The organism is Olleya sp. 1-3 (genome assembly GCF_002836085.1).
Lineage (GTDB): Bacteria > Bacteroidota > Bacteroidia > Flavobacteriales > Flavobacteriaceae > Olleya > Olleya namhaensis.
Genome location: NZ_PJBW01000009.1, coordinates 44782 through 67153 on the forward strand (window position 1 = coordinate 44782; position 22372 = coordinate 67153).

20 protein-coding genes and 1 riboswitch are annotated in these 22372 nt (G+C 33.1%); of the genes, 16 read left to right on the forward strand and 4 right to left on the reverse strand.

All coding sequences use genetic code 11. The features are described 5' to 3' along the window. Positions 1 to 6 precede the first annotated feature (6 nt). The 12 genes from CXF54_RS10760 (at position 7) to CXF54_RS10815 (ending at position 13778) form a co-directional block, all read left to right on the forward strand. On the forward strand, positions 7 to 360 hold the full coding sequence (locus CXF54_RS10760) for a four helix bundle protein (RefSeq protein WP_101018618.1): 354 nt from the start codon (positions 7 to 9) through the stop codon (positions 358 to 360). Continuing rightward, positions 360 to 1601 (forward strand): TolC family protein, encoded by a 1242-nt coding sequence (locus CXF54_RS10765; protein ID WP_101203539.1) that lies wholly within the window; start codon positions 360 to 362, stop codon positions 1599 to 1601. The genes CXF54_RS10760 and CXF54_RS10765 overlap by 1 nt, the downstream gene beginning before the upstream one ends. Next, positions 1601 to 4105, forward strand: coding sequence for a heavy metal translocating P-type ATPase (locus CXF54_RS10770; RefSeq protein WP_101203540.1), 2505 nt, complete (start codon positions 1601 to 1603; stop codon positions 4103 to 4105). Before CXF54_RS10765 ends, CXF54_RS10770 begins: the two co-directional genes overlap by 1 nt. 4 nt (positions 4106 to 4109) lie before the next feature. Further along, positions 4110 to 5879, forward strand: a complete 1770-nt coding sequence (locus CXF54_RS10775; protein WP_101203541.1) for an efflux RND transporter periplasmic adaptor subunit — start codon at positions 4110 to 4112, stop codon at positions 5877 to 5879. A gap of 155 nt (positions 5880 to 6034) precedes the next feature. Beyond that, positions 6035 to 6129, forward strand: a riboswitch (TPP riboswitch). A 94-nt stretch (positions 6130 to 6223) separates the two neighbouring features. Further along, a complete protein-coding gene (gene thiS / locus CXF54_RS10780; protein WP_101203542.1) occupies positions 6224 to 6427 on the forward strand; it encodes a sulfur carrier protein ThiS in 204 nt (67 codons plus the stop codon). 58 nt (positions 6428 to 6485) lie between these two features. After that, positions 6486 to 8345 carry a phosphomethylpyrimidine synthase ThiC gene (gene thiC / locus CXF54_RS10785; protein WP_090840816.1) on the forward strand — a complete coding sequence of 620 codons (1860 nt, stop codon included), beginning with the start codon at positions 6486 to 6488 and terminating at the stop codon, positions 8343 to 8345. A gap of 107 nt (positions 8346 to 8452) precedes the next feature. Further along, positions 8453 to 9052, forward strand: a complete 600-nt coding sequence (locus CXF54_RS10790) for a thiamine phosphate synthase (RefSeq protein WP_101203543.1) — start codon at positions 8453 to 8455, stop codon at positions 9050 to 9052. Beyond that, positions 9049 to 9669, forward strand: a complete 621-nt coding sequence (thiE, locus tag CXF54_RS10795; protein ID WP_101203544.1) for a thiamine phosphate synthase — start codon at positions 9049 to 9051, stop codon at positions 9667 to 9669. The genes CXF54_RS10790 and thiE overlap by 4 nt, the downstream gene beginning before the upstream one ends. Beyond that, a complete protein-coding gene (locus tag CXF54_RS10800; protein ID WP_410503940.1) occupies positions 9650 to 10468 on the forward strand; it encodes a thiazole synthase in 819 nt (272 codons plus the stop codon). Before thiE ends, CXF54_RS10800 begins: the two co-directional genes overlap by 20 nt. 4 nt (positions 10469 to 10472) lie before the next feature. After that, positions 10473 to 11585, forward strand: coding sequence for a 2-iminoacetate synthase ThiH (gene thiH / locus CXF54_RS10805; RefSeq protein ID WP_101203545.1), 1113 nt, complete (start codon positions 10473 to 10475; stop codon positions 11583 to 11585). After that, the gene (gene moeB, locus CXF54_RS10810; RefSeq protein WP_101203546.1) at positions 11585 to 12643 is read left to right on the forward strand and encodes a molybdopterin-synthase adenylyltransferase MoeB; all 1059 of its coding nucleotides are present in this window, start codon (positions 11585 to 11587) and stop codon (positions 12641 to 12643) included. Before thiH ends, moeB begins: the two co-directional genes overlap by 1 nt. A 265-nt stretch (positions 12644 to 12908) precedes the next feature. Beyond that, positions 12909 to 13778, forward strand: a complete 870-nt coding sequence (locus CXF54_RS10815; protein ID WP_101203547.1) for an outer membrane beta-barrel protein — start codon at positions 12909 to 12911, stop codon at positions 13776 to 13778. 303 nt (positions 13779 to 14081) lie between these two features. On the opposite strand, the gene CXF54_RS10820 is transcribed toward CXF54_RS10815, so the two are convergent. Continuing rightward, complete coding sequence (locus CXF54_RS10820) at positions 14082 to 15086, reverse strand: LLM class flavin-dependent oxidoreductase (protein ID WP_101203548.1); 1005 nt, start codon at positions 15084 to 15086, stop codon at positions 14082 to 14084. 266 nt (positions 15087 to 15352) lie between these two features. On the opposite strand from CXF54_RS10820, the gene CXF54_RS10825 reads away from it, so the two are divergent. Continuing rightward, positions 15353 to 15940: a thiamine phosphate synthase gene (locus tag CXF54_RS10825; protein ID WP_101203549.1), complete on the forward strand. Its 588-nt coding sequence runs from the start codon at positions 15353 to 15355 to the stop codon at positions 15938 to 15940. A gap of 79 nt (positions 15941 to 16019) precedes the next feature. Here CXF54_RS10825 and CXF54_RS10830 read toward each other — a convergent pair whose 3' ends face one another. Further along, positions 16020 to 16577 (reverse strand): porin family protein, encoded by a 558-nt coding sequence (locus CXF54_RS10830; protein WP_101203550.1) that lies wholly within the window; start codon positions 16575 to 16577, stop codon positions 16020 to 16022. A gap of 273 nt (positions 16578 to 16850) precedes the next feature. On the opposite strand from CXF54_RS10830, the gene CXF54_RS10835 reads away from it, so the two are divergent. Both CXF54_RS10835 and CXF54_RS10840 read left to right on the forward strand, forming a co-directional pair. Then, entirely contained in the window at positions 16851 to 17495 is a 645-nt protein-coding gene (locus CXF54_RS10835; RefSeq protein ID WP_101203551.1) for a thiamine phosphate synthase, read from the forward strand. Next, complete coding sequence (locus tag CXF54_RS10840; RefSeq protein WP_101203552.1) at positions 17496 to 17945, forward strand: TlpA family protein disulfide reductase; 450 nt, start codon at positions 17496 to 17498, stop codon at positions 17943 to 17945. Positions 17946 to 18089: 144 nt separating this feature from the next. Here the strand turns inward: CXF54_RS10840 and CXF54_RS10845 are convergent, their stop codons facing one another. After that, positions 18090 to 19952, reverse strand: a complete 1863-nt coding sequence (locus CXF54_RS10845; RefSeq protein WP_101203553.1) for an OmpA family protein — start codon at positions 19950 to 19952, stop codon at positions 18090 to 18092. 432 nt (positions 19953 to 20384) lie between these two features. On the opposite strand from CXF54_RS10845, the gene CXF54_RS10850 reads away from it, so the two are divergent. After that, positions 20385 to 21287: an EamA family transporter gene (locus tag CXF54_RS10850; protein ID WP_101203554.1), complete on the forward strand. Its 903-nt coding sequence runs from the start codon at positions 20385 to 20387 to the stop codon at positions 21285 to 21287. Positions 21288 to 21380: 93 nt separating this feature from the next. Here CXF54_RS10850 and CXF54_RS10855 read toward each other — a convergent pair whose 3' ends face one another. Then, on the reverse strand, positions 21381 to 22265 hold the full coding sequence (locus tag CXF54_RS10855; protein WP_101203555.1) for a helix-turn-helix domain-containing protein: 885 nt from the start codon (positions 22263 to 22265) through the stop codon (positions 21381 to 21383). Between the last annotated feature and the right edge of the window lie 107 nt (positions 22266 to 22372).

A 22372-nucleotide genomic window follows, 5' to 3' on the forward strand; every position in this document is an offset into this window, starting at 1 on the left:
AAAATTATGGGAAGAAGTATTTTAAAAGATAAAAGTTATGCCTTTGCTATTTTAATTGTGAAATTATCTCAATTACTAGTTACAGAACAAAAGGAATATGTTTTAAGTAAGCAACTTTTAAGAAGTGGAACAGCTGTTGGAGCGTTAATTCGTGAAGCAGAATTTGCACAGAGTAAAGCAGATTTTATTCATAAAATGAGTATTGCTCTTAAAGAAGCCAATGAAACTTTGTATTGGATCGATTTATTAAAAGACACCAATTATATTGATAAACAGCAATATGAAAATCATTTCCATTTAAATAAAGAATTGGTAGCTATGTTGGTTAGTTCCATAAAAACATCAAAATCTAGATTATAATGACAAATTCTATAAAAAAAGTACTGTATTTCATTGTTTTTAGTTTTTCACTTTTCTTTGTTCACTCTGTAAATTCCCAAGAACTAGAAACCTACATTACTACTGCTTTGGAAAATAATCCTGAGATTCAGAAATTTGAATTACAATACGCTATTGCTACAGAAAAAGTGAATGAAGTTAACACGCTTCCAAACACCGATTTTAGTGCTGGCTATTTTGTAAGTGAACCAGAAACACGCACAGGAGCACAACGTTTTAAAGTGTCGGCAAAGCAAATGTTGCCTTGGTTTGGGACTATTACTTCACGCGAAAATTATGTAAGCGCATTGGCTGATGCAAAATATGAAGACATTGTAATTGCTAAACGAAAGCTTGTTGCTTCGGTGTCGCAATCGTATTATAATCTTTATGCTAATAAAGCAAAACAAGAAGTTTTAAACGAGAATATTAAATTATTAGACACCTACGAAACATTAGCTTTAACCTCTGTTGAAGTTGGTAAAGCATCTGCAGTAGATGTATTACGATTGCAAATGCGTCAGAATGAAATGCAACAATTATTAGACATCTTAAGTCAACAATTTTTAGCAGAGCAAACTAATTTTAATAAGCTACTAAATCGGGATAAAACTATTGCTGTAAATGTTGTAAATGCATTGCATATGCCTTCAGAAGATTTTGAAATAAATTTGGAAAATTTAGTATTACATCCAGAATTGTTGAAGTATGATAAACTGTTTGCTTCCGTAGAAAAATCAGAACTAGTAAATCAGAAAGAAAGCAATCCAATGATTGGTTTTGGTTTAGATTATATCGCCATTTCAGAAAGACCAAATATGAATTTTAATGATAACGGAAAGGATATAGTTATGCCAATGGTTTCGGTTTCAATCCCAATATTCAACAAGAAATACAAATCACAAACCAAACAAAACAAATTGCAACAACAGGAAATCGAATTTCAGAAACAAGACCGTTTAAACACGTTAGAAACACTTTTAGACAAAGCAATAAACGATAGGGAATCAGCTAGAATAAGTTACAATACACAAGTAAAAAACTTAAAACAGGCTAAGGATGCCGAATCGATTTTAGTAAGAAGTTACGAAACAGGAACTATTGATTTTAATGATGTTTTAGATATTCAAGAATTGCAATTGAAGTTTCAAATGAACCAAATCGAATCCGTTAAAGCCTACTATTTACAAACCATAATTATTAACTACTTAACTCAGCAATAATGAAACATACATATCACATACACGGAATGACTTGCAACGGATGTCGCAGTCATGTGGAAGACACCCTTTCAAAAGTAAAAGGTGTTTTAAAAGCTACAGTTAATTTAGAAAAAGCGGAAGCTACGATAGAAATGGATTCACATATCGCCTTAGAAACCTTTCAGGAGGCTTTAAAAAACGATGGTGGCCGATACAGCATACATAATTTAGGAGACCATAATCATGCTAAGGACAATAGTAATACTTCCGTGGAAATAAAAAAAGGGCAAGGTACAGGTACTTTTTACTGTCCTATGCATTGCGAAGGCGATAAAACCTATGCCAAATCTGGCGATTGCCCAGTATGCGGAATGGATTTAGTGGAAGAACAAAACCTATCAAATACCACAACAACACAATGGACGTGCCCAATGCATCCTGAAGTTATTAAAGACGAACCCGGAGCGTGTCCCATTTGCGGAATGGATTTAGTGCCATTGGAAGCAGATGCTTCAGCAGAAGATAAAACCTATAATAAACTATTAAAAAAATTCTGGATTGCAGTCGCTTTTACTGTACCCATATTTTTAATAGCCATGTCAGAAATGCTCAGCAATAATCCATTATACACCATTTTAGAGCAAAAAACATGGAATTGGATCCAGTTTGTATTGTCTATTCCTGTTGTGTTTTATGCCACATGGATGTTCTTTACACGTGCTTGGACTTCAATTAAAACAAGAAACTTTAACATGTTTACGCTTATCGGTATTGGTTCTGGTATCGCTTGGTTATTTAGTGTATTCGCTATGCTATTTCCAGAGGTCTTTCCTGCAGATTTTAAAACCGCAGAAGGCAATGTTTTTGTGTATTTTGAAGCTGCAACAGTGATTCTAACTTTAGTATTATTAGGACAACTATTAGAAGCAAAAGCGCATAGTCAAACTAGTGGTGCAATAAAGGAATTACTAAAATTAGTACCCGCAACCGCAACATTGGTAACAGAAGGCGAAGACAAAGTTATTGCAATTGATAAGATTGAACAAGGCAATTTATTACGTGTAAAACCTGGAGAGAAAATACCTGTAGATGGTAGTATTGTTGAAGGACAGAGTAGTATTGACGAATCTATGATTACCGGAGAACCTATTCCTGTTGATAAAGTGGTAGCCGATAAAGTAACCTCAGGAACCATAAATGGCACAAAGTCGTTTGTAATAAAAGCTGAAAAAGTAGGTTCGGAAACGTTACTGTCTCAAATCATTCATATGGTTAATAACGCTAGTCGTTCTAAAGCACCAATACAGAAACTGGCAGATAAAATTGCTAAGTATTTTGTACCTACCGTATTACTAGTTTCTATAATTACCTTTATTCTTTGGGCAGTCTTTGGTCCAGAACCAGCGTATGTATTTGCGTTTGTAAATGCTATTGCTGTATTAATAATTGCTTGTCCTTGTGCTTTAGGGTTAGCAACACCAATGTCTGTTATGGTTGGTGTTGGTAGAGGTGCACAATCTGGTGTATTAATTAAAAATGCAGAAGCTTTAGAGACAATGAATAAAGTAGATGTGCTTATTGTAGATAAAACGGGAACGATTACAGAAGGAAAACCATCTGTTGAAAAAGTGATTGCTGTTACTAAAATTGAACAAGAGCTACTACTCCACTACATTGCTTCTTTAAATCAATATAGCGAGCATCCTTTAGCAGAAGCTATTGTCAATTATGGTAAATCAAAACAGGTCGCTATTACCAAAGTAAACGATTTTGAAGCAGTAGCAGGAAAAGGCGTTATTGGTACTATTGATAATAAAAAAGTAGCTTTAGGAAATGCTAAATTATTAGAGCAATACTCTATTTCTATATCAGAAAATTTAGCTAGTCAAGTAATTGCAGAGCAAGAACAAGGAAAAACGGTGTCTTACATCACCGTAGAAAATGAAGCTGTAGGATATGTTACTATTTTTGATGCCATTAAAAAGACAAGTCAAGAGGCTATAAAACAACTTCAGGACAATGGTATTGACGTTATTATGCTTACTGGAGACAATAAAAACACAGCTAAAGCAGTCGCAGAACAATTAAAATTAAAACATTATAAAGCAGAATGTCTGCCAGAAGATAAACTAAACGAAATAAAAAAATTGCAACAACAAGGAAAAGTAGTTGCTATGGCTGGAGATGGTATTAATGATGCACCAGCTTTAGCACAGTCGGACGTTGGTATTGCAATGGGAACAGGAACCGATGTTGCTATTGAAAGTGCTACAATTACTTTAGTTAAAGGAGATTTACAAGGCATTGTAAAAGCTAAAAACTTAAGTCATGGTGTGGTTAAAAACATACAACAAAACTTGTTTTTTGCTTTTGTTTATAATGTTATCGGTGTACCAATTGCAGCAGGAATATTATATCCATTTTTCGGATTGTTATTATCTCCAATGATTGCTGCTTTAGCAATGAGTTTTAGTTCAGTATCAGTAATAGCCAATGCGTTACGTTTAAGAAATATTAAAATATAGTCAAATGAAAAAATATATAATTTACACAGCAGTATTAGCGGTTGGGTTACTATTGGGATGGTTTCTTTTTGGAGGCACTTCTAATACTGAAACAGAACATAAGCATGATAATGCAGCAGAAACTAACCAAATGTGGACCTGTTCTATGCATCCACAAATAATGCAACCCGAATCTGGCTCATGCCCTATTTGCGGTATGGATTTAATTCCTGCAGAAAGTAGCGCTAAAGGGTTATTAGCAGATCAGTTTAAACTATCTGAAAACGCTATAGCATTGGCCAATATTCAAACGTCGATAGTTGGTAATGCTAATACGGAAGATAATGCCATAACATTATCAGGTAAAATTGTAGAAAACGAAGACAATACAGCCATACAACCTGCGCATTTTGACGGAAGAATAGAAAAATTATATGTCAAGTCTTTAGGCGAAAAGGTTAATAAAGGACAAGCTATTGCTAAAATTTATTCGGCAGATTTAATTGCAGCGCAGCAAGAATTGATAACGACGTATAGTATTAGAGCATCCCAGCCACAGTTATACAAAGCAGTGCAAAACAAGTTTAAAAACTGGAAAATTCATGGTTCTCAATTAGACGACGTTTTAAAAACGGGACAAGTAAAAACAAGTTTTACAATCTATTCTCATGTATCTGGTGTTGTTACAGAAATTGCAGTGAGTGATGGCGCACATATTATGGATGGAAAACCCATTTTTAAAGTTTCTAATTTAACAACAGTTTGGGCGAACTTTGATGTGTATGAAAACCAAATTAGTCAATTCAAAAAAGGACAAAATATTCACGTTGTGACTAATGCTTACGCGAATAAAGTATTTAAAGGCACTGTAGATTTTATAGATCCTATTTTAGATACTAGAACTAGAACTGTAAAATTACGAGTAGTACTTAATAACAAAGACCAAATATTAAAACCTGGTCTATTTGTAGAAGGGAAAATAAAAGGAATCACTGCAAGTAAATCCGATGTTTTATCTATACCAACAACAGCCGTGTTATGGACAGGAAAACGCTCTGTAGTCTATATTAAATCGAATCCAAATGAACCTGTTTTTGAAATGCGTGAAATTACATTAGGTACTCAAATTGGTGATAAGTATCAAGTTTTAGAAGGTTTAAACACTGGTGATGAAGTGGTAACCAACGGAACCTTTACAGTGGATGCTGCTGCACAGTTACAAGGCAAAAAATCTATGATGAATAAAAAAGGAGGTAAAGTTATGACGGGACATGAAGGCCATTTAGGAATGGAAACTACCACAAATACAACGCGTCAAAAAGGAGCTAATACGGAACGAATAGACGTTTCAAAACAATTTCAAAACCAATTAAAAGTTGTCTTTAATGATTATATCCAATTGAAAGAGGCCTTACTTAAAGATGATATAAACACTATTAAAGCAGAATCAAAACAACTACTAAATGATTTGCCTAAAGTAGACATGACATTACTAACAAGCCAAGAGGCGCATAAACAATGGATGTCACTTGAAAAAGAACTAAAATCTGTTACTACGTTACTTTCAAACACTTCTGAAATTGAAGATATAAGAGGCCATTTTAAAGATCTATCTTCGAAATTAACAGAGGTAATCAAAGTTTTTGGAATAAACGAAAAAGTGTATAACCAGTTTTGTCCAATGGGAGACAATAATAAAGGGGTGTATTGGCTGAGTAAAAAGGAAAATGTGATTAACCCTTATTTTGGAGGTAAAATGCTGACTTGTGGAGAGGTAAGACAAACCATAAACTAATACTATTGCAACTTTAATTAACAAATATAAATTCGGAATTTAAAAGAGACAAACAATTAAATTACGAATGTGTTTCAATTATACAGAATTAAAATAAATTTTAAAATTTATTCATTTTGTAACTAATTACAAATTCAAATTACTAGCTTTGTTACAGTAAACTTTAGGAGTAGCTATTAAATTAGTTTGAGAAAAATCCTTAGAACCTGATTTGGTTAATACCAACGTAGGGAAAAGTTAACAGTATTTTTTACTGTACACTTCCTCTATTTTCAATTCTTACCATTCTCAATCCTTTATTGTTTACATAACTGAAGCTTTTATGCTTCTAAATTGTAATTAATATGATAAACATAAAGGTTAATAACATCACGTACCAATTTCAATCTACGGTCACACTAGACCAAATAATTAACCAACTAGATATTTCGGTTAACGGGATTGCTGTTGCTATAAATCAAAGTATTATCACCAAATCAGATTGGATCTCTACAACGCCTAATGATGGTGATGCTCTGCTAATTATTAAAGCTACTCAAGGCGGATAATAGCCACTTTCAAACACTTCAATACAATAAAAGACCAAAAATAATCAACCCTTAAACGATGAAAAACAAAGATACTGCGCCTAAACAAGGCGGCATTACTAGAAACCCTTTTCCTAATTCTAAAAAGATTTACGTTAGTGGTAAAATTCACCCACAAATCAAGGTCGCTATGCGCGAAATTGAGTTGAGCGACACCGTGGATTCTATGACTAAAAAGAAAACACCTAACCAACCAGTAACAGTGTACGACACCTCGGGTCCGTATACAGACCCAAACAAGCAAATCGATATCCATAGCGGAATAGAGCGCATTCGTGAATCTTGGATTTTACAACGTAATAATGTAGAACAATTAGACGCCTACTCTTCTACCTATTGTAATCAGCGTCTAAACGATAAAAGTTTAGACCACATGCGTTTTAAGCTACTAAAAAAGCCATTACGTGCTAAAAAAGGAGAAAATGTAACCCAATTACATTATGCCAAACAAGGTATTATCACACCAGAAATGGAATACATTGCTATCCGCGAAAACCAGCGTATTGATGAGATGATCCAAATAAGAAAGCAACATAAGGGCGAGCATTTTGGGGCCTCTATTCCTGATAAAATCACACCAGAATTTGTACGTTCTGAAGTTGCAAGAGGTCGCGCCGTAATACCTTCCAATATTAATCACCCAGAAGCCGAACCTATGATTTTAGGACGCAACTTTTTGGTTAAAATTAATGCTAATATTGGTAACTCGGCAGTCACCTCTTCTATTGAGGAAGAAGTGGAAAAAGCAGTCTGGGCGTGTCGTTGGGGTGCAGATAACATCATGGATTTATCTACCGGAGAAAACATTCATGAAACCCGCGAGTGGATTATTCGCAACTCCCCTGTTCCCGTTGGTACCGTACCTATTTATCAAGCTTTAGAAAAAGTAAATGGTGTCGCAGAAGACTTAACTTGGGAGATTTTTAAAGACACGTTAATAGAGCAAGCAGAACAAGGCGTTGATTATTTTACCATTCACGCAGGTGTTTTATTACGTTATGTACCTATGACCGCTAATCGCGTTACCGGTATCGTATCTCGTGGTGGCTCTATTATGGCTAAATGGTGTTTAGCCCATCATAAAGAAAGCTTTTTATATACTCATTTTGAAGACATTTGCCAGATTCTTAAACAATACGATGTCGCTTTTTCTTTAGGTGATGGTTTACGTCCTGGATCTGTTGCAGATGCCAATGACGAAGCGCAGTTTGCCGAGCTAGAAACCTTAGGCCAATTAACACAAATTGCCAGAAAACATGACGTACAATGCTTTATAGAAGGTCCTGGTCACGTACCAATGCACATGATTAAAGAAAATATGGAGAAACAAATCGAGCTTTGTGACGAGGCTCCTTTTTACACATTAGGGCCTTTAACCACAGATATTGCACCTGGTTACGATCACATTACATCCGGAATTGGAGCTGCCATGATTGGTTGGTACGGTTGCGCTATGTTGTGCTACGTAACCCCAAAAGAACATCTTGGTTTACCCAATAAAGAGGACGTCCGCGTTGGTGTAGTAACCTATAAATTGGCTGCTCATGCTGCCGATTTAGCAAAAGGGCATCCGGGGTCACAACACCGCGATAATGCACTAAGTATGGCACGATTCGAGTTTAGATGGGAAGATCAATTTAATTTGGGATTAGATCCCGAACGTGCTAGAGAGTACCACGACGAAACGTTGCCCGCAGCTGGTGCTAAAATCGCCCATTTCTGCTCGATGTGTGGACCAAAATTCTGTTCCATGAAAATTTCTCAGGAAGTCCGTGATTTTGCAGCCGAAAACAAAATTGTAGATAACGAGGTCATTCAAAAAGGAATGGACGAAAAATCTAAAGAATTTAAAGCCAAAGGTTCCGAAGTATATCTATAAAATAATTAGGAAGTTCCCACGCAAAAAAAGCGTGGGCAGGCTTTCCATTACAATCTTTTGCAGAAAAAGCAAAAGGATTTTCATTGCAATCCTTAACTCAAAAACACATGATCATTGTCATTGCTCCAGAACAAGATGTGCCTCAAGAAACTGAAACATTAAACACATTGTTTCATAATGGTTTAGAGTGTTTTCATTTAAGGAAACCTTTAAAAAACTATCAAGAGCATGTTTCGTATTTAAATCAAATAGAGACTAAATACCATCATAAAATTGTAGTCCATCATCATCATAAACTGGTTAATACATTCCCCTTAAAAGGGATTCATTTTACAGAACAAAAAAGAATAGATCATATCGATAATCCTGGTCCATATTTAAAAAATTTAGACCTATTTGGAAAAACAATTAGTGCTTCTTTTCATAATCCTGAAGTATTGGCTAATTGTTCTTTTCAATTGGATTACCATTTACTAAGTCCAATATTTGATTCGATATCAAAAAAAGACTATTCCGGTAAAGGTTTTGACGTTACTGCTATTGATAAGTCAATTATTGCTTTGGGAGGTATTACTGTTAACACTATACCGCAAGCATTATCCCTAGGTTTTAAAGGTGTTGCAGTTTTAGGGAGTATTTGGAATACAAAAAATCCTATTGATCAATTTATAGCATTAAAAAAGGCAGTATTAAATAAAATAATATGATACCAAAACTACATTATATATCGCAAGGCGCCTCTCCTACCCAACATTTAGAGAACATTAAAAAAGCCTGCGTTTCAGGAATAGACTTAGTACAATTACGACTAAAAAACGAGACTAACCACGTGGTACTAGAAACCGCAAAAAAAGCAAGAGAAATCACCTCAAAACATGGTGTTTTACTAATTATAAACGATCATTATAAAATCGCTATTCAAGCCCAAGCAGACGGTGTTCATTTAGGAAAATCAGATACCTGTCCACTAATAGCTAGAGCGACTTTAGAAACATGGCAAATTATTGGAGGAACAGCAAATACACTTGAAGACTGTCAAACATTAATAGATAAAAAAGTAGATTATATTGGTTTAGGACCTTATAGATTTACCAAAACTAAAGCCAACTTAAGTCCTGTTTTAGGGCAACAAGGCTATGCTTCATTAGTAAAACAATTACAAACCAAAACACCAATTATAGCTATAGGTGGCATTATTCAAACAGATGTTTCCTCTATTATAAAAACAGGTGTTCATGGTATTGCTGTTTCCGGCGAAATTACTCGTGATTTTAATTCAATTTTAAATTTTAAGACATTAATCAATGCTGACATCACACAATAACCAAGATAGTCATCAAAAGAAAATAATACATACTATGTTACAAATAGCAGATAAACAATTTAACTCCAGATTATTTACAGGAACAGGCAAATTTAGTTCGTCTAAAATAATGGAAGACGCTTTATTAACCTCAGAGAGTGAGCTTATAACCGTAGCATTAAAACGGGTTGATGTAAAAGATAAACAAGATGATATTTTAAGTCATTTAAAGCATCCTAATATACATTTATTACCAAATACGTCTGGCGTTCGTGATGTAAACGAAGCCATTTTTGCAGCACAATTATCAAGAGAAGCTTTGGAAACCAATTGGATTAAAATAGAAATACATCCCGATCCAAAATACTTATTACCAGATCCAATCGAAACCTTAAAAGCAGCAGAGATATTGGTAAAATTAGGGTTTGTAGTTATGCCTTATATTCATGCAGACCCAGTATTATGTAAACGATTAGAAGATGTTGGTGTGCAATGTGTGATGCCTTTAGGGGCGCCAATTGGAAGTAATAAAGGCATTAAAACACAAGAGTTTCTAGAAATTATAATAGATCAAAGTAACGTCCCCGTTATTGTAGATGCGGGTCTTGGTGCGCCTTCTCATGCTGCTTTTGCAATGGAATTAGGTGCAGACGCCGTTTTAGTTAATACAGCCATTGCTGTTTCTCAAAACCCTGTGCAAATGGCTGAAGCTTTTAAGCTTGCTGTAAAAGCTGGTAGATTAGCTTACGAAGCCAAATTAGCACCTGTGATTAATAAAAAAGCTATGGCAAGCAGTCCACTAACTAGTTTCTTAAATTAAGCATATGAGCAGTTTTAAAGACGTATTTGATAAGTACAATTGGGAAGACACGTTACAAAGCATTTTTGATAAAACAGAATCGGATGTTTTGCATGCTTTGAATAAACCAAAACGAGATTTAGAAGACTTTAAAGCGCTGATTTCGCCTGCTGCTAAACCGTATTTAGAGCAAATGGCACAATTAAGTCAACAATTAACTAAAAAGCGTTTTGGTAATACTATCCAAATGTATGCACCAATGTATTTGAGTAACGAGTGTCAAAATATTTGCACCTATTGTGGTTTTAGTATGACTAATAAAATTCCACGTAGAACATTAACAAATCCAGAAATCCTTAAGGAAGTGGAGTATTTAAAATCTAAAGGCTATGATCATATTTTACTCGTTACAGGAGAAGCTAATAAAACCGTTGGTGTAAATTATATTGATAATGCGTTGCAACTTATTCGTTCGCATTTTTCAAATATCACTATCGAGGTGCAACCATTACTTCAAGATGAGTATGAAACGTTAATTGATATCGGACTTTATGCCGTATTAGTTTATCAAGAAACGTATCACAGAGACGAATATAAAAAACACCATCCAAAAGGTAAAAAATCTAACTTCGATTTTAGACTAGATACTCCTGATAGATTGGGTAAAGCGGGTATTCATAAAATAGGATTAGGCGCCTTATTTGGTTTGGAAGATTGGCGTGCAGATAGTTTTTTTACTGCACTTCATTTAAATTATTTACAAAAAACATACTGGAAAACTAAATACTCCATCTCCTTTCCTAGGTTAAGACCACATTCTGGAGGATTAGAGCCAAAAGTAGAAATGACAGATCCTGATTTAGTACAGCTAATTTGTGCCTTCCGTTTGTTAGATGAAGATGTAGAATTATCCATGTCTACACGCGAAAGTCAAGTGTTTAGAGATAATATTGTCAATTTAGGTATCACTTCTATAAGTGCGGAATCTAAAACAAATCCGGGTGGTTACGCGGTAGCACCTCAATCTCTAGAGCAGTTTGAAATCTCTGACGAAAGATCAACTGAAGCAATAACAACCATGCTAAAAACTAAAGGTCTTGAAGTAGTTTGGAAAGATTGGGCAAATAATTGGAAATAATGGAACTATCAAAACAAGAACAACAACAGTATGATCGTCATCTAATTTTAGATGAAATAGGTCAAAAAGGGCAATTAAAACTTAGGCAAGCTAAAGTGTTAGTTATTGGTGCAGGAGGTTTAGGATGCCCTATATTACAATACTTAACAGCTGCTGGTGTTGGTACTATTGGAGTTATAGATCATGACACCATCGCACAAAGCAACTTGCAACGTCAAATCTTATATACCTATGCCGATGTGGGTAAGCTTAAAGCTGAAATAGCTACTAAACGGTTATCACAATTAAATCCATTTATAACTTTTGAAACGCATTTAGAGCGATTAACAGTGGATAATGCCATCTCTTTATTTTCTAAATATGATATTGTAGTGGATGGTAGTGATAACTTTCCGACACGTTATTTAGTAAATGACGCAGCTGTTTTAACTAACAAACCTGTGGTATTTGGTTCAATTTTTAAGTTTGAAGGCCAAGTCTCTGTCTTCAATTATCAAAACGGACCAACGTATCGTTGTTTATATCCAAATGCTCCAAACCCTAATGAAGTACCAAACTGTTCAGAGATTGGTGTTTTAGGTGTTTTACCAGGAATAATTGGTAGTTTTCAAGCTAACGAAGTAATTAAAATAATCTGCGGTATTGGCAACGTATTGTCAGGCAAACTACTAACCTACAACACGTTAATCATAACGCAATTGATTTTGAATTTTAATAAAAACATGTCAATAAACATAACTGATTTAGAGTCCAATTACGACGCTATTTGTGGGATTACACCAGATAATCATAAAAGTATTACCCTAGAACAACTACAACAACATCCCGAAAGATATAATTTATTAGATGTTCGGGAAACGGAAGAACGCGCATTATACAATATAGGCGGGCAACATATTCCGTTAGGAGAATTACATCACCGAAACTCTGAAATATTTCAAGACAAACCAGTAGTTGTGTATTGCAAATCTGGTGTACGCGCCAAAAAGGCAATTAATATTCTTAATCAAAACACTATAAAAATGCCTTTACTATTTTTAAAAGGGACTATCATTTAAAATTTAACTGGTAATAATTCCTAAAAAAAGCACAACTTACAGTTGCCTCATTTCGATAATATTCTCTAAAAATTAGAGCTATTTTTAATAGTCTTTATATTTAATTGTTAAAAAATAAAACATACTGCAATTTATTGAAGAGTTTAAGCATTTACGGGGCTTACATTGGTAAAAAAAGTATATTTGTTTTGATTGAATTTCACGGTTTATTAACCTAGAGCTTCAATCTTTTTTTTCTAAAATTAATAAATCAAAACAAAAAATTATGAAACATTTATTTATTGTGTTTACAGCTTTAATGTTGAGCACAGTGTCTTATTCTCAATTTGAAATGTCACTTAGTACAGGTTATGCTTTTGATAGTGCTGGAATGAAGTTAGGTGAAACTGTTACTATTTCTGAAACTGAAAATTCTTACGGAAGTTATGGTGAAGGTGCTAACGTACAAATAAGAGGTACTTACTTTTTTAACGACTCATTTGGAGTAGATTTAGGTATTGGTTATTTACACGGTACAGATCAAACTGTTTCTAAGGTTACTCTTCCAAATCGTAATGTTGATGCAGTTGCAAGAGCACGTGCTTTTGGAGCATCTACATCTATAGTTTATAAATTTACAAACAACTTTTATGGTCGTTTTGGAGCATTATTAAAATTAGGGGGCAAAACGGAAGCTGTTATTTATGACAAATCAGTGTTTTCTCAAGCAGAAGCAGATGCTAGTGGTTTACCATTAGGATCGTACTCTGAGACTAATTATAAAGAAGATTTTCATGGACATTTCCCATTAGGATTTGTTGGTGCTTTAGGATATAAATTTAACTTAAATGACAACTTTCAATTATTTGTCGAAGCGGAATATTACGGTATTAGCTTAAAGCGTAAAGATTCTGAAATCACAGAATTTAACACAGATGTTATGTTACCTGATGGTACTGTGGCAGTAAGTGGTTTATATACTATTGATAATTTACCTGCTGGTTACAACAAGGAAACTACTTATGTAGACAATTTAGCAAATGACAACACAGATAGCTCTAAAAAGTTATCTCAAAAAGTACCATATTCTTCTTTCGGAGTTAACTTTGGTATTACTTACAAGTTTAAAACTAGAACTAAAAAACAAAACATGTAAACCCAAAAATTGTATAATGTTATTATATAAAATTTTGGATTAGCAGCAATTTGTTACAGTCTATAAAAGCCCATTAAACATTAGTTTTAATGGGCTTTACTTTTTTTAGTACATTGTATAAATTAGCATAATCAAAATTGTGTTTATACTTTTAAATCCATTGTCATGGGAATAATGCATACACTCAAATAACAGTTTATATAGCTAAAAATGTAATGCCTTTTTAATACTTGACAGGCTGTTTTTGAAAATCATAAAAACTTATAATACAATACTATAAATGTTTTTATTTAAAGTTTTAAATCAATTTAACTCTTGCATTATTTCAGCAAATAATTGATACGATTTTATACGATCTTTTATGCCATAAATATTGTTTACCGCAATAAGCTCGTCTGCCTTAGTTTTGTCTAAAAAGTCTTTTATTTGCGCCTTAACAGTCGCTTTACTTCCTATAAAAGAATACTTAAGCATTTGGTGTATTTGAGGGTTTTGTAAAATATCTCTAAACTCGTTAGTCATAGCTGTTGGTGGTTGCACATAATCCCGTTTTCCTGTAAATATTCCAACGATCATCTTTATTAACGAGGTCGATAACCGCTCTGCTTCTTCATCTGTATCTGCAATTATAACATTGCACCCCACAATTGTATATGGTTTTGTTAGTGCTTCGGATGGCTTAAATTCTTCACGATAAATAGCCAAAGCATCCCATAAATGTGTTGTTGCAAAATGACTGGCAAACGCATAAGGTAATCCTTTTTTAGCTGCTAAATGTGCACTATCTGTGCTTGATCCTAATATATAAATAGGCACCTCTACACCTTCTGCTACTGTAGCACGTACTTTTGACGTCGCATTATCTGCCCTAAAATATTGTTGTATTTGTCCCAACATAGTTGGAAAAGCGTGTGCAGCAGACATAAAATCTGATCTAATAGCTTCTGCTGTTTCGCGATCTGTACCTGGCGCGCGTCCCAATCCTAAATCTATACGGTTAGGATACAACGTTGCTAAAGTCCCAAATTGTTCTGCAATAATTAATGGCGAATGGTTAGGTAGCATAATACCTCCTGATCCAATGGTAATGGTTTTAGTACCTTGCGCAACATAACCAATTAATATTGACGTTGCACTACTACCTATATTTGGTGCATTGTGGTGTTCTGCCAACCAATACCTAGTATAACCTGCAGCTTCCGCACTTTGTGCCAATTGCAACGCATTTTCATACGTTTGTTTAAGTGTATGACCTTCCGAAACTAAAGCAAGGTCTAATATAGAATATAATGTTTTTTGAGTATCCATGGGTGTCTACAATCGTTTGTGTTTATCTTGATTGATAACTAAAATTAAGACTACAAATTTACCAATTGTAACACTGTTATCCTTCTTTTTTAGATAGGTTTAACGGTATAATGCCTCTAACCTATTTGTAATACTAGATTTATGCTTGTGGTATTGTATCTTTATAAAATTAAGATGAAAATTTATTTTTTTTTACTGAATTAAAGCTTGCTAAAATGAAGCGTCTTAATGAAGAATTACCAATTAATGCCATAAATTAAGGACTAATGATTATTGTAATTTCACCTGAAAAGGATATTCCAAACGAAGCTAAACTTGTTAATCAATTGTTTGCAGAAGGTTTAGCTTATTTTCATCTTAGAAAACCGGATAAAGATTATAAACAACATGTTGACTATATACATGCAATTGAAGAACAGTATCACAACAGAATTGTCGTGCATTATTTTCATGAGTTGGTTAATGAGTTTAATTTAAAAGGCATTCATTTTCAGGAACAAACAAGAATAGATAACATTGATAATCCTGGTCGTTATTTTAAAAATCTTAATTTATTTGGAAAAACAATAAGTTCTTCTTTTCATGATCCAAAAGATTTAGAAGACTGTTATTTTGAATTTGATTATCATTTACTGAGCCCTGTTTTTGCATCAATTTCTAATACAAACGTTAGTGGACGTGGTTTTAATGTTACCGCTATTGACAAGTTAATAATTGGTATGGGAGGCGTTACAGCGGACAATATAAGTAAGTTTACAAATTTAGGCTATAAAGGTGTTGGTGTTTTGGGTGGTATTTGGAGTAGTAAAACGCCTATTGCTTTCTTTAATAAAATGAAACAATTTTATAGCTAGTTTAAAACTAAAAAAAAAGGCAGTATAGTTTAAAACTGTAATGCCTTTTTTATTTATTATAATAGTGACTAAAATCCTTTTAAAAGAAAGAGTACCCAATAGATAATTGTGCCACACCGTTTCTAAATTTATCTTTGGAGCCTACTACGTCGTTAATATTAGACAGTCCTGCATTGTAACGTGCACTAAAATTTAATCCATTTTCAAGCTTATAACCTACACCAAAAGTAAGCCCATAATCAAGAGATTTAAAATTATCCTTCACATCGCGACCTTCATCTTTAGCAGACAATAAATAACCTATTTGTGGTCCAGCTTCTAAACTTAGTCCTTTGGTTACATAATATTTTCCCATTAATGGTAAACCTAAATAATTAAGTGTGACAATGTCATCACCAACACTAAAGCCTTGAATAGAATACATTAATTCTGGTTGAAAGGAAAATTTTTCGTTAAAAGCAATTTCAGAATAAGCCCCAAAACTAATAACACTTGTTATTGTTTCAATCTCATCCGAAGTATCTCCATAGATTGAAGAAAAATTAGCACCTAACTTCACACCAAATTTTACATCTTGTGCTTGCGATTTTGTAAATGCTAAAACAGAAATCACGGTAATAAGCAATAGTTTTTTCATTATATATTGTTTTAATTGATTAGAACAAATAACTACGATTTTAAACAGGTAGTTTGCTAATTATAAAAGCTTTAACTTTTTTAACCAATTTTAACAACGTGTTAAAAAAACAGTTGATTAGTAGCTATTAATTACTAGTTTTAAGTCTAAGGTCTCACAATATAACTAGTTAATCATTTTCATTTTATTCAACTTTAAAACTGTAAACCGTTCTATTATCACATAACTAAAGTATCTTTGTCTAACTGCTAAAGCATTGCAATACATTACCACATGATTATACCTAAATTACATTACATATCACAAGGAAACACATCTAAAGAGATTTTAGAAAACATACAAAAAGCCTGTACTTCTGGTGCAGAATTAGTTGTGTTACGTTATAAAGATGCTTCTGAAAAAAAATATCTAAAATTAGCTAAGGAAGTCATTAAAATTACAACGCACTATCAAACTAGATTGATTATAACTGATTTTTATAAACTAGCAAAAGATATAAAAGCGGATGGTGTGTTATTAGAAGCCTCTGAGGCAACAGTAACTTTTGTCAAAAAGCATTTGTATACTTGGCAAAATATTGGAGGTTATGCCAATACCCTTGCAGATTGCGAAAACCTATTAGATTATCAAATTAACTATATCTATTTAGGACCGTTTAAAACTTCTGATACAGAAAACAATACAAAGACTGCTTTAGGTTTAAGTGGTTATACTGCGATTACTGATGTACTAAAAACACCGACTCCAATTCTAGCTTATGGCGGTGTAAGCTTACAAGATGTAACACCGCTTTTAAATACTGATATTTCGGGTATTGCTGCTTCTGATGCAATCACTCAAGATTTTGATAGTATTAAGTTATTTAATCAATTATTAAATGCATCGTCAACACAAGAACAGCGTCATACTTTTGAATAAATGAATACACGTATAGAGACTATAGCAGTAACGGATTTAGAAGGCGAATCAGTAAATTTAATGTCCGCTTATAAAAACAAAGTTTTGTTACTAATTATGTATAATAATGATTGTTTGGGTTGCACAGGACGCGCTATACCTTTAGCATATCAATTTATGCAAGACTACCCCTCTATTCAAGTTATAGGTATACACAGTAATTTTGTTAACAGAGAAGGTAGCAAAGCTTCTATTAAAGCTATTTTTACTAGTGGTGAAAATCCATTTCCTATTTACATCGATAAAAACCATAAAGTATATGATCAGTTTAACGCAGAAGGTACGCCACAATGGCTGTTAATTTCTGATAAAGGTGAATTGTTCCGTTCTGTTTTTGGATCTCAAGAAAACGCTCAAAATCGCTTGTTTTACGCTATTGAAAGTTTAGTGCACAACGATACGGCTAAATAAAACATTTCTTTTACTTATTTGTTGCGCTATTATAAAATAGAAGTTTCTCTTTTATCAACACTTCCATTCTTAAATTTACCGCATAAAAAAAGTGCTATCATATAAATATGATAGCACAATTTTAATTAACAATAAATTAAATATTTACTTAGCAGAAATATTTATAGTTATTACACCTCTTCTGTTAATTGCTCTTCCAGACTCTGTATTGTTATTAGACGCTGGTTGCGCTTCTCCAACACCGTTAGTAGAGATTGAAGCAGAAGTAAACCCTTTAGATACTAAATAGTTTCTAATAGCTTGTGCTCTTCTTACAGATAGGTTATCATTATAACCAACTGAACCTCTATTATCAGCATGACCTACAATAGAAACATTGTATGCAGCATCAGCAGTCATATCGCTAGCTAAATCATCTAAAATAACTTTAGCATTTAAATCTAATTCCGCACTGTTGTAAGGGAAATATACTTTTCTTTCTCCTTCAATAGATTTAATAACAGTTTTAACTACTTCTTTAACTTCAGCAGGACAACCGTTATCAGTACCTTTTACATCAGGACATTTGTCTTTATTGTCAGCAACACCGTCACCGTCAGTATCAGGACATCCACCAAATTCGATTAAACCTTTTACTTTAGGACATAAATCATCTTTATCAGCAACACCGTCACCATCAGTATCAGGACAACCACCAAAAGCAGCTAAACCAAATGTATCAGGACATAAATCGTAATCGTTTGGTACACCATCTTCATCTCTATCATTGTTTACAACTTCTTTAGCTTTTCTTTCAGAACCTAATTTGTAAACTAAACCAACGTTATGTACAAATTGCTTAGGTAAGTAATCTTCAAAAGAATGCTTGTAAGTAGTTTGAACGTTAACACCAATATTATCAGTAACCCAATATTTAACACCAACAGAACCATTTGCTGTTCCTGCTCCAATTAAACTATCAGTACCATCTGCAGTAGATGTGTTAAAAGGACCTTCTTCAATCCATGTGTAACCACCACCAATTGCTACGAAAGGTTGTAATCTTCCTTGACCAAAACTGTAGTTAACCATACCGTCAAGTCCATAATATTTTAAATTATCAACTAAAACACTTTCGTCAGCTTGTCCAAAATCACCCCATTTGCTTAACTCACTAGCAGTACCTTTAGCAGTTACAGATAAATGATCTGTAAAATGTCTAGTAACACCAGCATAAACACCTAAGTTATAATGATCGTTAAGGTTAAAAAATTCGTCAAAATAATCACCTTGAGGACTATTTTCTCCTACAGGGTAAAGATCTACAACAGCTACACCAGCCTCAAAAGACCAACGTTTTTTGTTTTGAGAAACTGATTTAGTTTCAATTGTTTTGTCTTCTCCTTTTTCAAGTTTGTAAACAATACCAAAGTTATGATCCCAATGCTTAGGTAAGTAATCTTCAAAAGAATGCTTGTAAGTAGTTTGTAATTTTAAACCAAATCTTTCGCTAACCCAGTATTTAATACCTACAGAACCATTTGCTGTTCCTGCACCTATTAAACTGTTAGTTGCATCTGCAGTAGATGTGTTATAAAGACCTTCTTCAATCCAAGTATAACCACCACCAATTCCTACGAAAGGTTGTAATTTTCCTTGACCAAAAGAATAGTTTAACATACCATCAAGTCCGTAATATTTAAGGTTATCAACTAATACGCTTTCATCAGCTTGACCTAAATCTCCCCATTTACTAATTTTACCAATTGTACCTTTAGCTGTTAACGATAAGTTACTAGTAAAATTTCTAGTAGCACCTACGTAAAAACCTAAGTTGTAATGATCGTTAAGGTTAAAAAACTCGTCAAAATAATCACCTTGAGGACTGTTCTCTCCAACAGGGTAAAGATCTATAGTACTTAAACCAGTCTCAAAAGACCAACGGTTTTCAGTATCTTGAGCAAACGCTAATTGTGCGCAAAACCCAAAAATTAATGTTAATGTAAAAATCTTGTAATAATGTTTCATAAATTAAATTTTAATAAATTATTCCTTTAGTAAATTATTCGATTTTATACGAATTTTCTGAAAAGGCTTGCAAATAAACAACATCTGATTATAACAATGAATATTTATTTTAAATATTTTAAAATCGATGTGAGACCAGTGATATCGGGCATTACGGATTTGATAAAACCAAGAGCATTTGTTTAAAGAATCGTAATTAATTATTGATAAAATTTAGTAAGACTATTGGTTTTTGTATTGATATTTGTCACTTTGATATTTTGCGAATTTTACATATTATTTTTATTTCTAAATAAAAACCAGTAAAAATCTGTTAGAGTACTCTTGTTTTGGGACTTACATAGAACATATACACTAAAATGAATCACTAATTACCATTAAAAATTGCAATTAAATTAATTAGAAAATTAACGAAACAACTATATTCGCGCCATGTGGATGTATTTAGGATTATTAGCAGCATTGTTTTTAGGTTTACACAACTTATGTAAAAAACATGCAGTACAAGGTAATGAGGTTTTTCCTGTACTTTTGGGAACTGTGTCTAGTGGCTTTCTATTTGTGGGTACCTTTTATATGTTGTCCTTTATATACCCAGAGTATGCATTAGCGCATGGTTACCATTTTCAGGAATTGTCATGGCAATTGCATGGTTTTATTTTTATAAAATCCATTATCATGGCTAGTTCTTGGGTTTTAGCTTATCAGGCCTTAAAACATTTACCTATAACTATTGTAACGCCTATACGTTCCGCAGGACCCTTTTTTACGTTTATTGGTGCAATTGTAATTTATAAAGAGAGTCCTAATCCCTACCAATGGATTGGATTTTTTCTTATTATTTTTTCAGTATTACTGTATTCTAAAATTGGAAAAAAAGAAGGTATTAATTTTAAGAGTAACAAATGGATATTTGCAATAATTGGTGCTACCTTTTTAGGTGCATCAAGTGGATTGTATGATAAATACCTGATCCAAACATTACATTTAAATCCGCAAACATTACAGTTTTGGTTTTGCCTTTATACCATATTAATTTTACTAGTAATCTTATCTATAACTTGGTTTCCGTATGCAAAAAAACGAAAAGCCTTTAAATTTAGATGGTCTATTATAGCTGTCGGGGTATTACTGCAAGCTGCCGATTATTTTTATTTTAAAGCTTTACAAGATCCTGATGCATTAATCATGTTATTATCTGCCATAAAAAGAAGTCAGATTATAATTGCTGTTGTTATTGGCGGTTTGGTCTTTAAAGAGCAGAATAAACGTCAAAAATTGATTCCTTTAGCAGGGATTATGCTTGGTGTGTTTCTAATACTATATTCCAACTAATTACTTAAATTTAACAATTGGTTTTACAATATTAAGCTTGTAAATACGGCTGCTACTCTATTTTATCCAATGTATTCGCGTTTAAACAAACAATTAGTCATCATTAATTTCGTAACGCTTCTTAAAGTCTAAAGGCGTTATTCCTACTTTCATTTTAAAAAGTTTAGAAAAATGCGCATAATCATTATAGCCTAAGGTTTCTGCTGTTCTAGAAAAGGAATTTTTAGAATGTACTATTAATCGTTTAGCTTCTAATAATACACGTTCTGTTATTAATTGCGTTGTGGTTTTATTGATAGTAGACTTAGTAATCCTATTTAAATGTTTAACTGTTATACTTAATTTATCGGCATAAAATTTTGCAGATTTTTCTGTTTTATAGAAGGCTTCAATAGTTTGTTCTAAAACACTTAATGCATTTAAATATGACGATGACAAAACTTCCATCTTGGCATCTATAGTAGAGTAAATACGAGATAAATCAATATAAGTAAGGTTAATAAGGCTTGCTAATTTTTGCTTTTTATAGATATCTGTTTTGTGAAACTCTATATTTATAGCTTCAAATCTAGAATTAATACTCTTGATTTCTGTTTCATTTAAAACTAAATATGGTGGATTTTCATAAGAATAATAAAACGGAAATTGAGTAATGCTTTTATTCAAAAAATAAAATTCATAAAATTCTTGGGTATGAAAAAAGATATAACCTCTTGGAGCGCTAGTAAAAGACCAACTATGTGTTTGTCCAGGTCTTAGAAAAAAGACACTGCCCTTAAGCACGTCATAACTACTAAAATCTATTTCGTGTGTTCCTGTTCCTTCTAAAAAAAAGACACATAGATAAAAATTGTGACTATGAGGCTTGTGCACCATTTGTGCATTGTTTTTTAAGTGAATACTTAAATCGTTACTATAAAAATTTGAAAAGGAATCTTCTTCAAACTCTTCAATATTTAAAATTGGTATTGTGTTCATAATTCTAAAATATGTCCTAAATATACAAATATTAGCGACATTCTTACAACAATACCATTTTAGACATAGCTTATCTTTGTAGTACATAAGTAGTAATATTTACCACT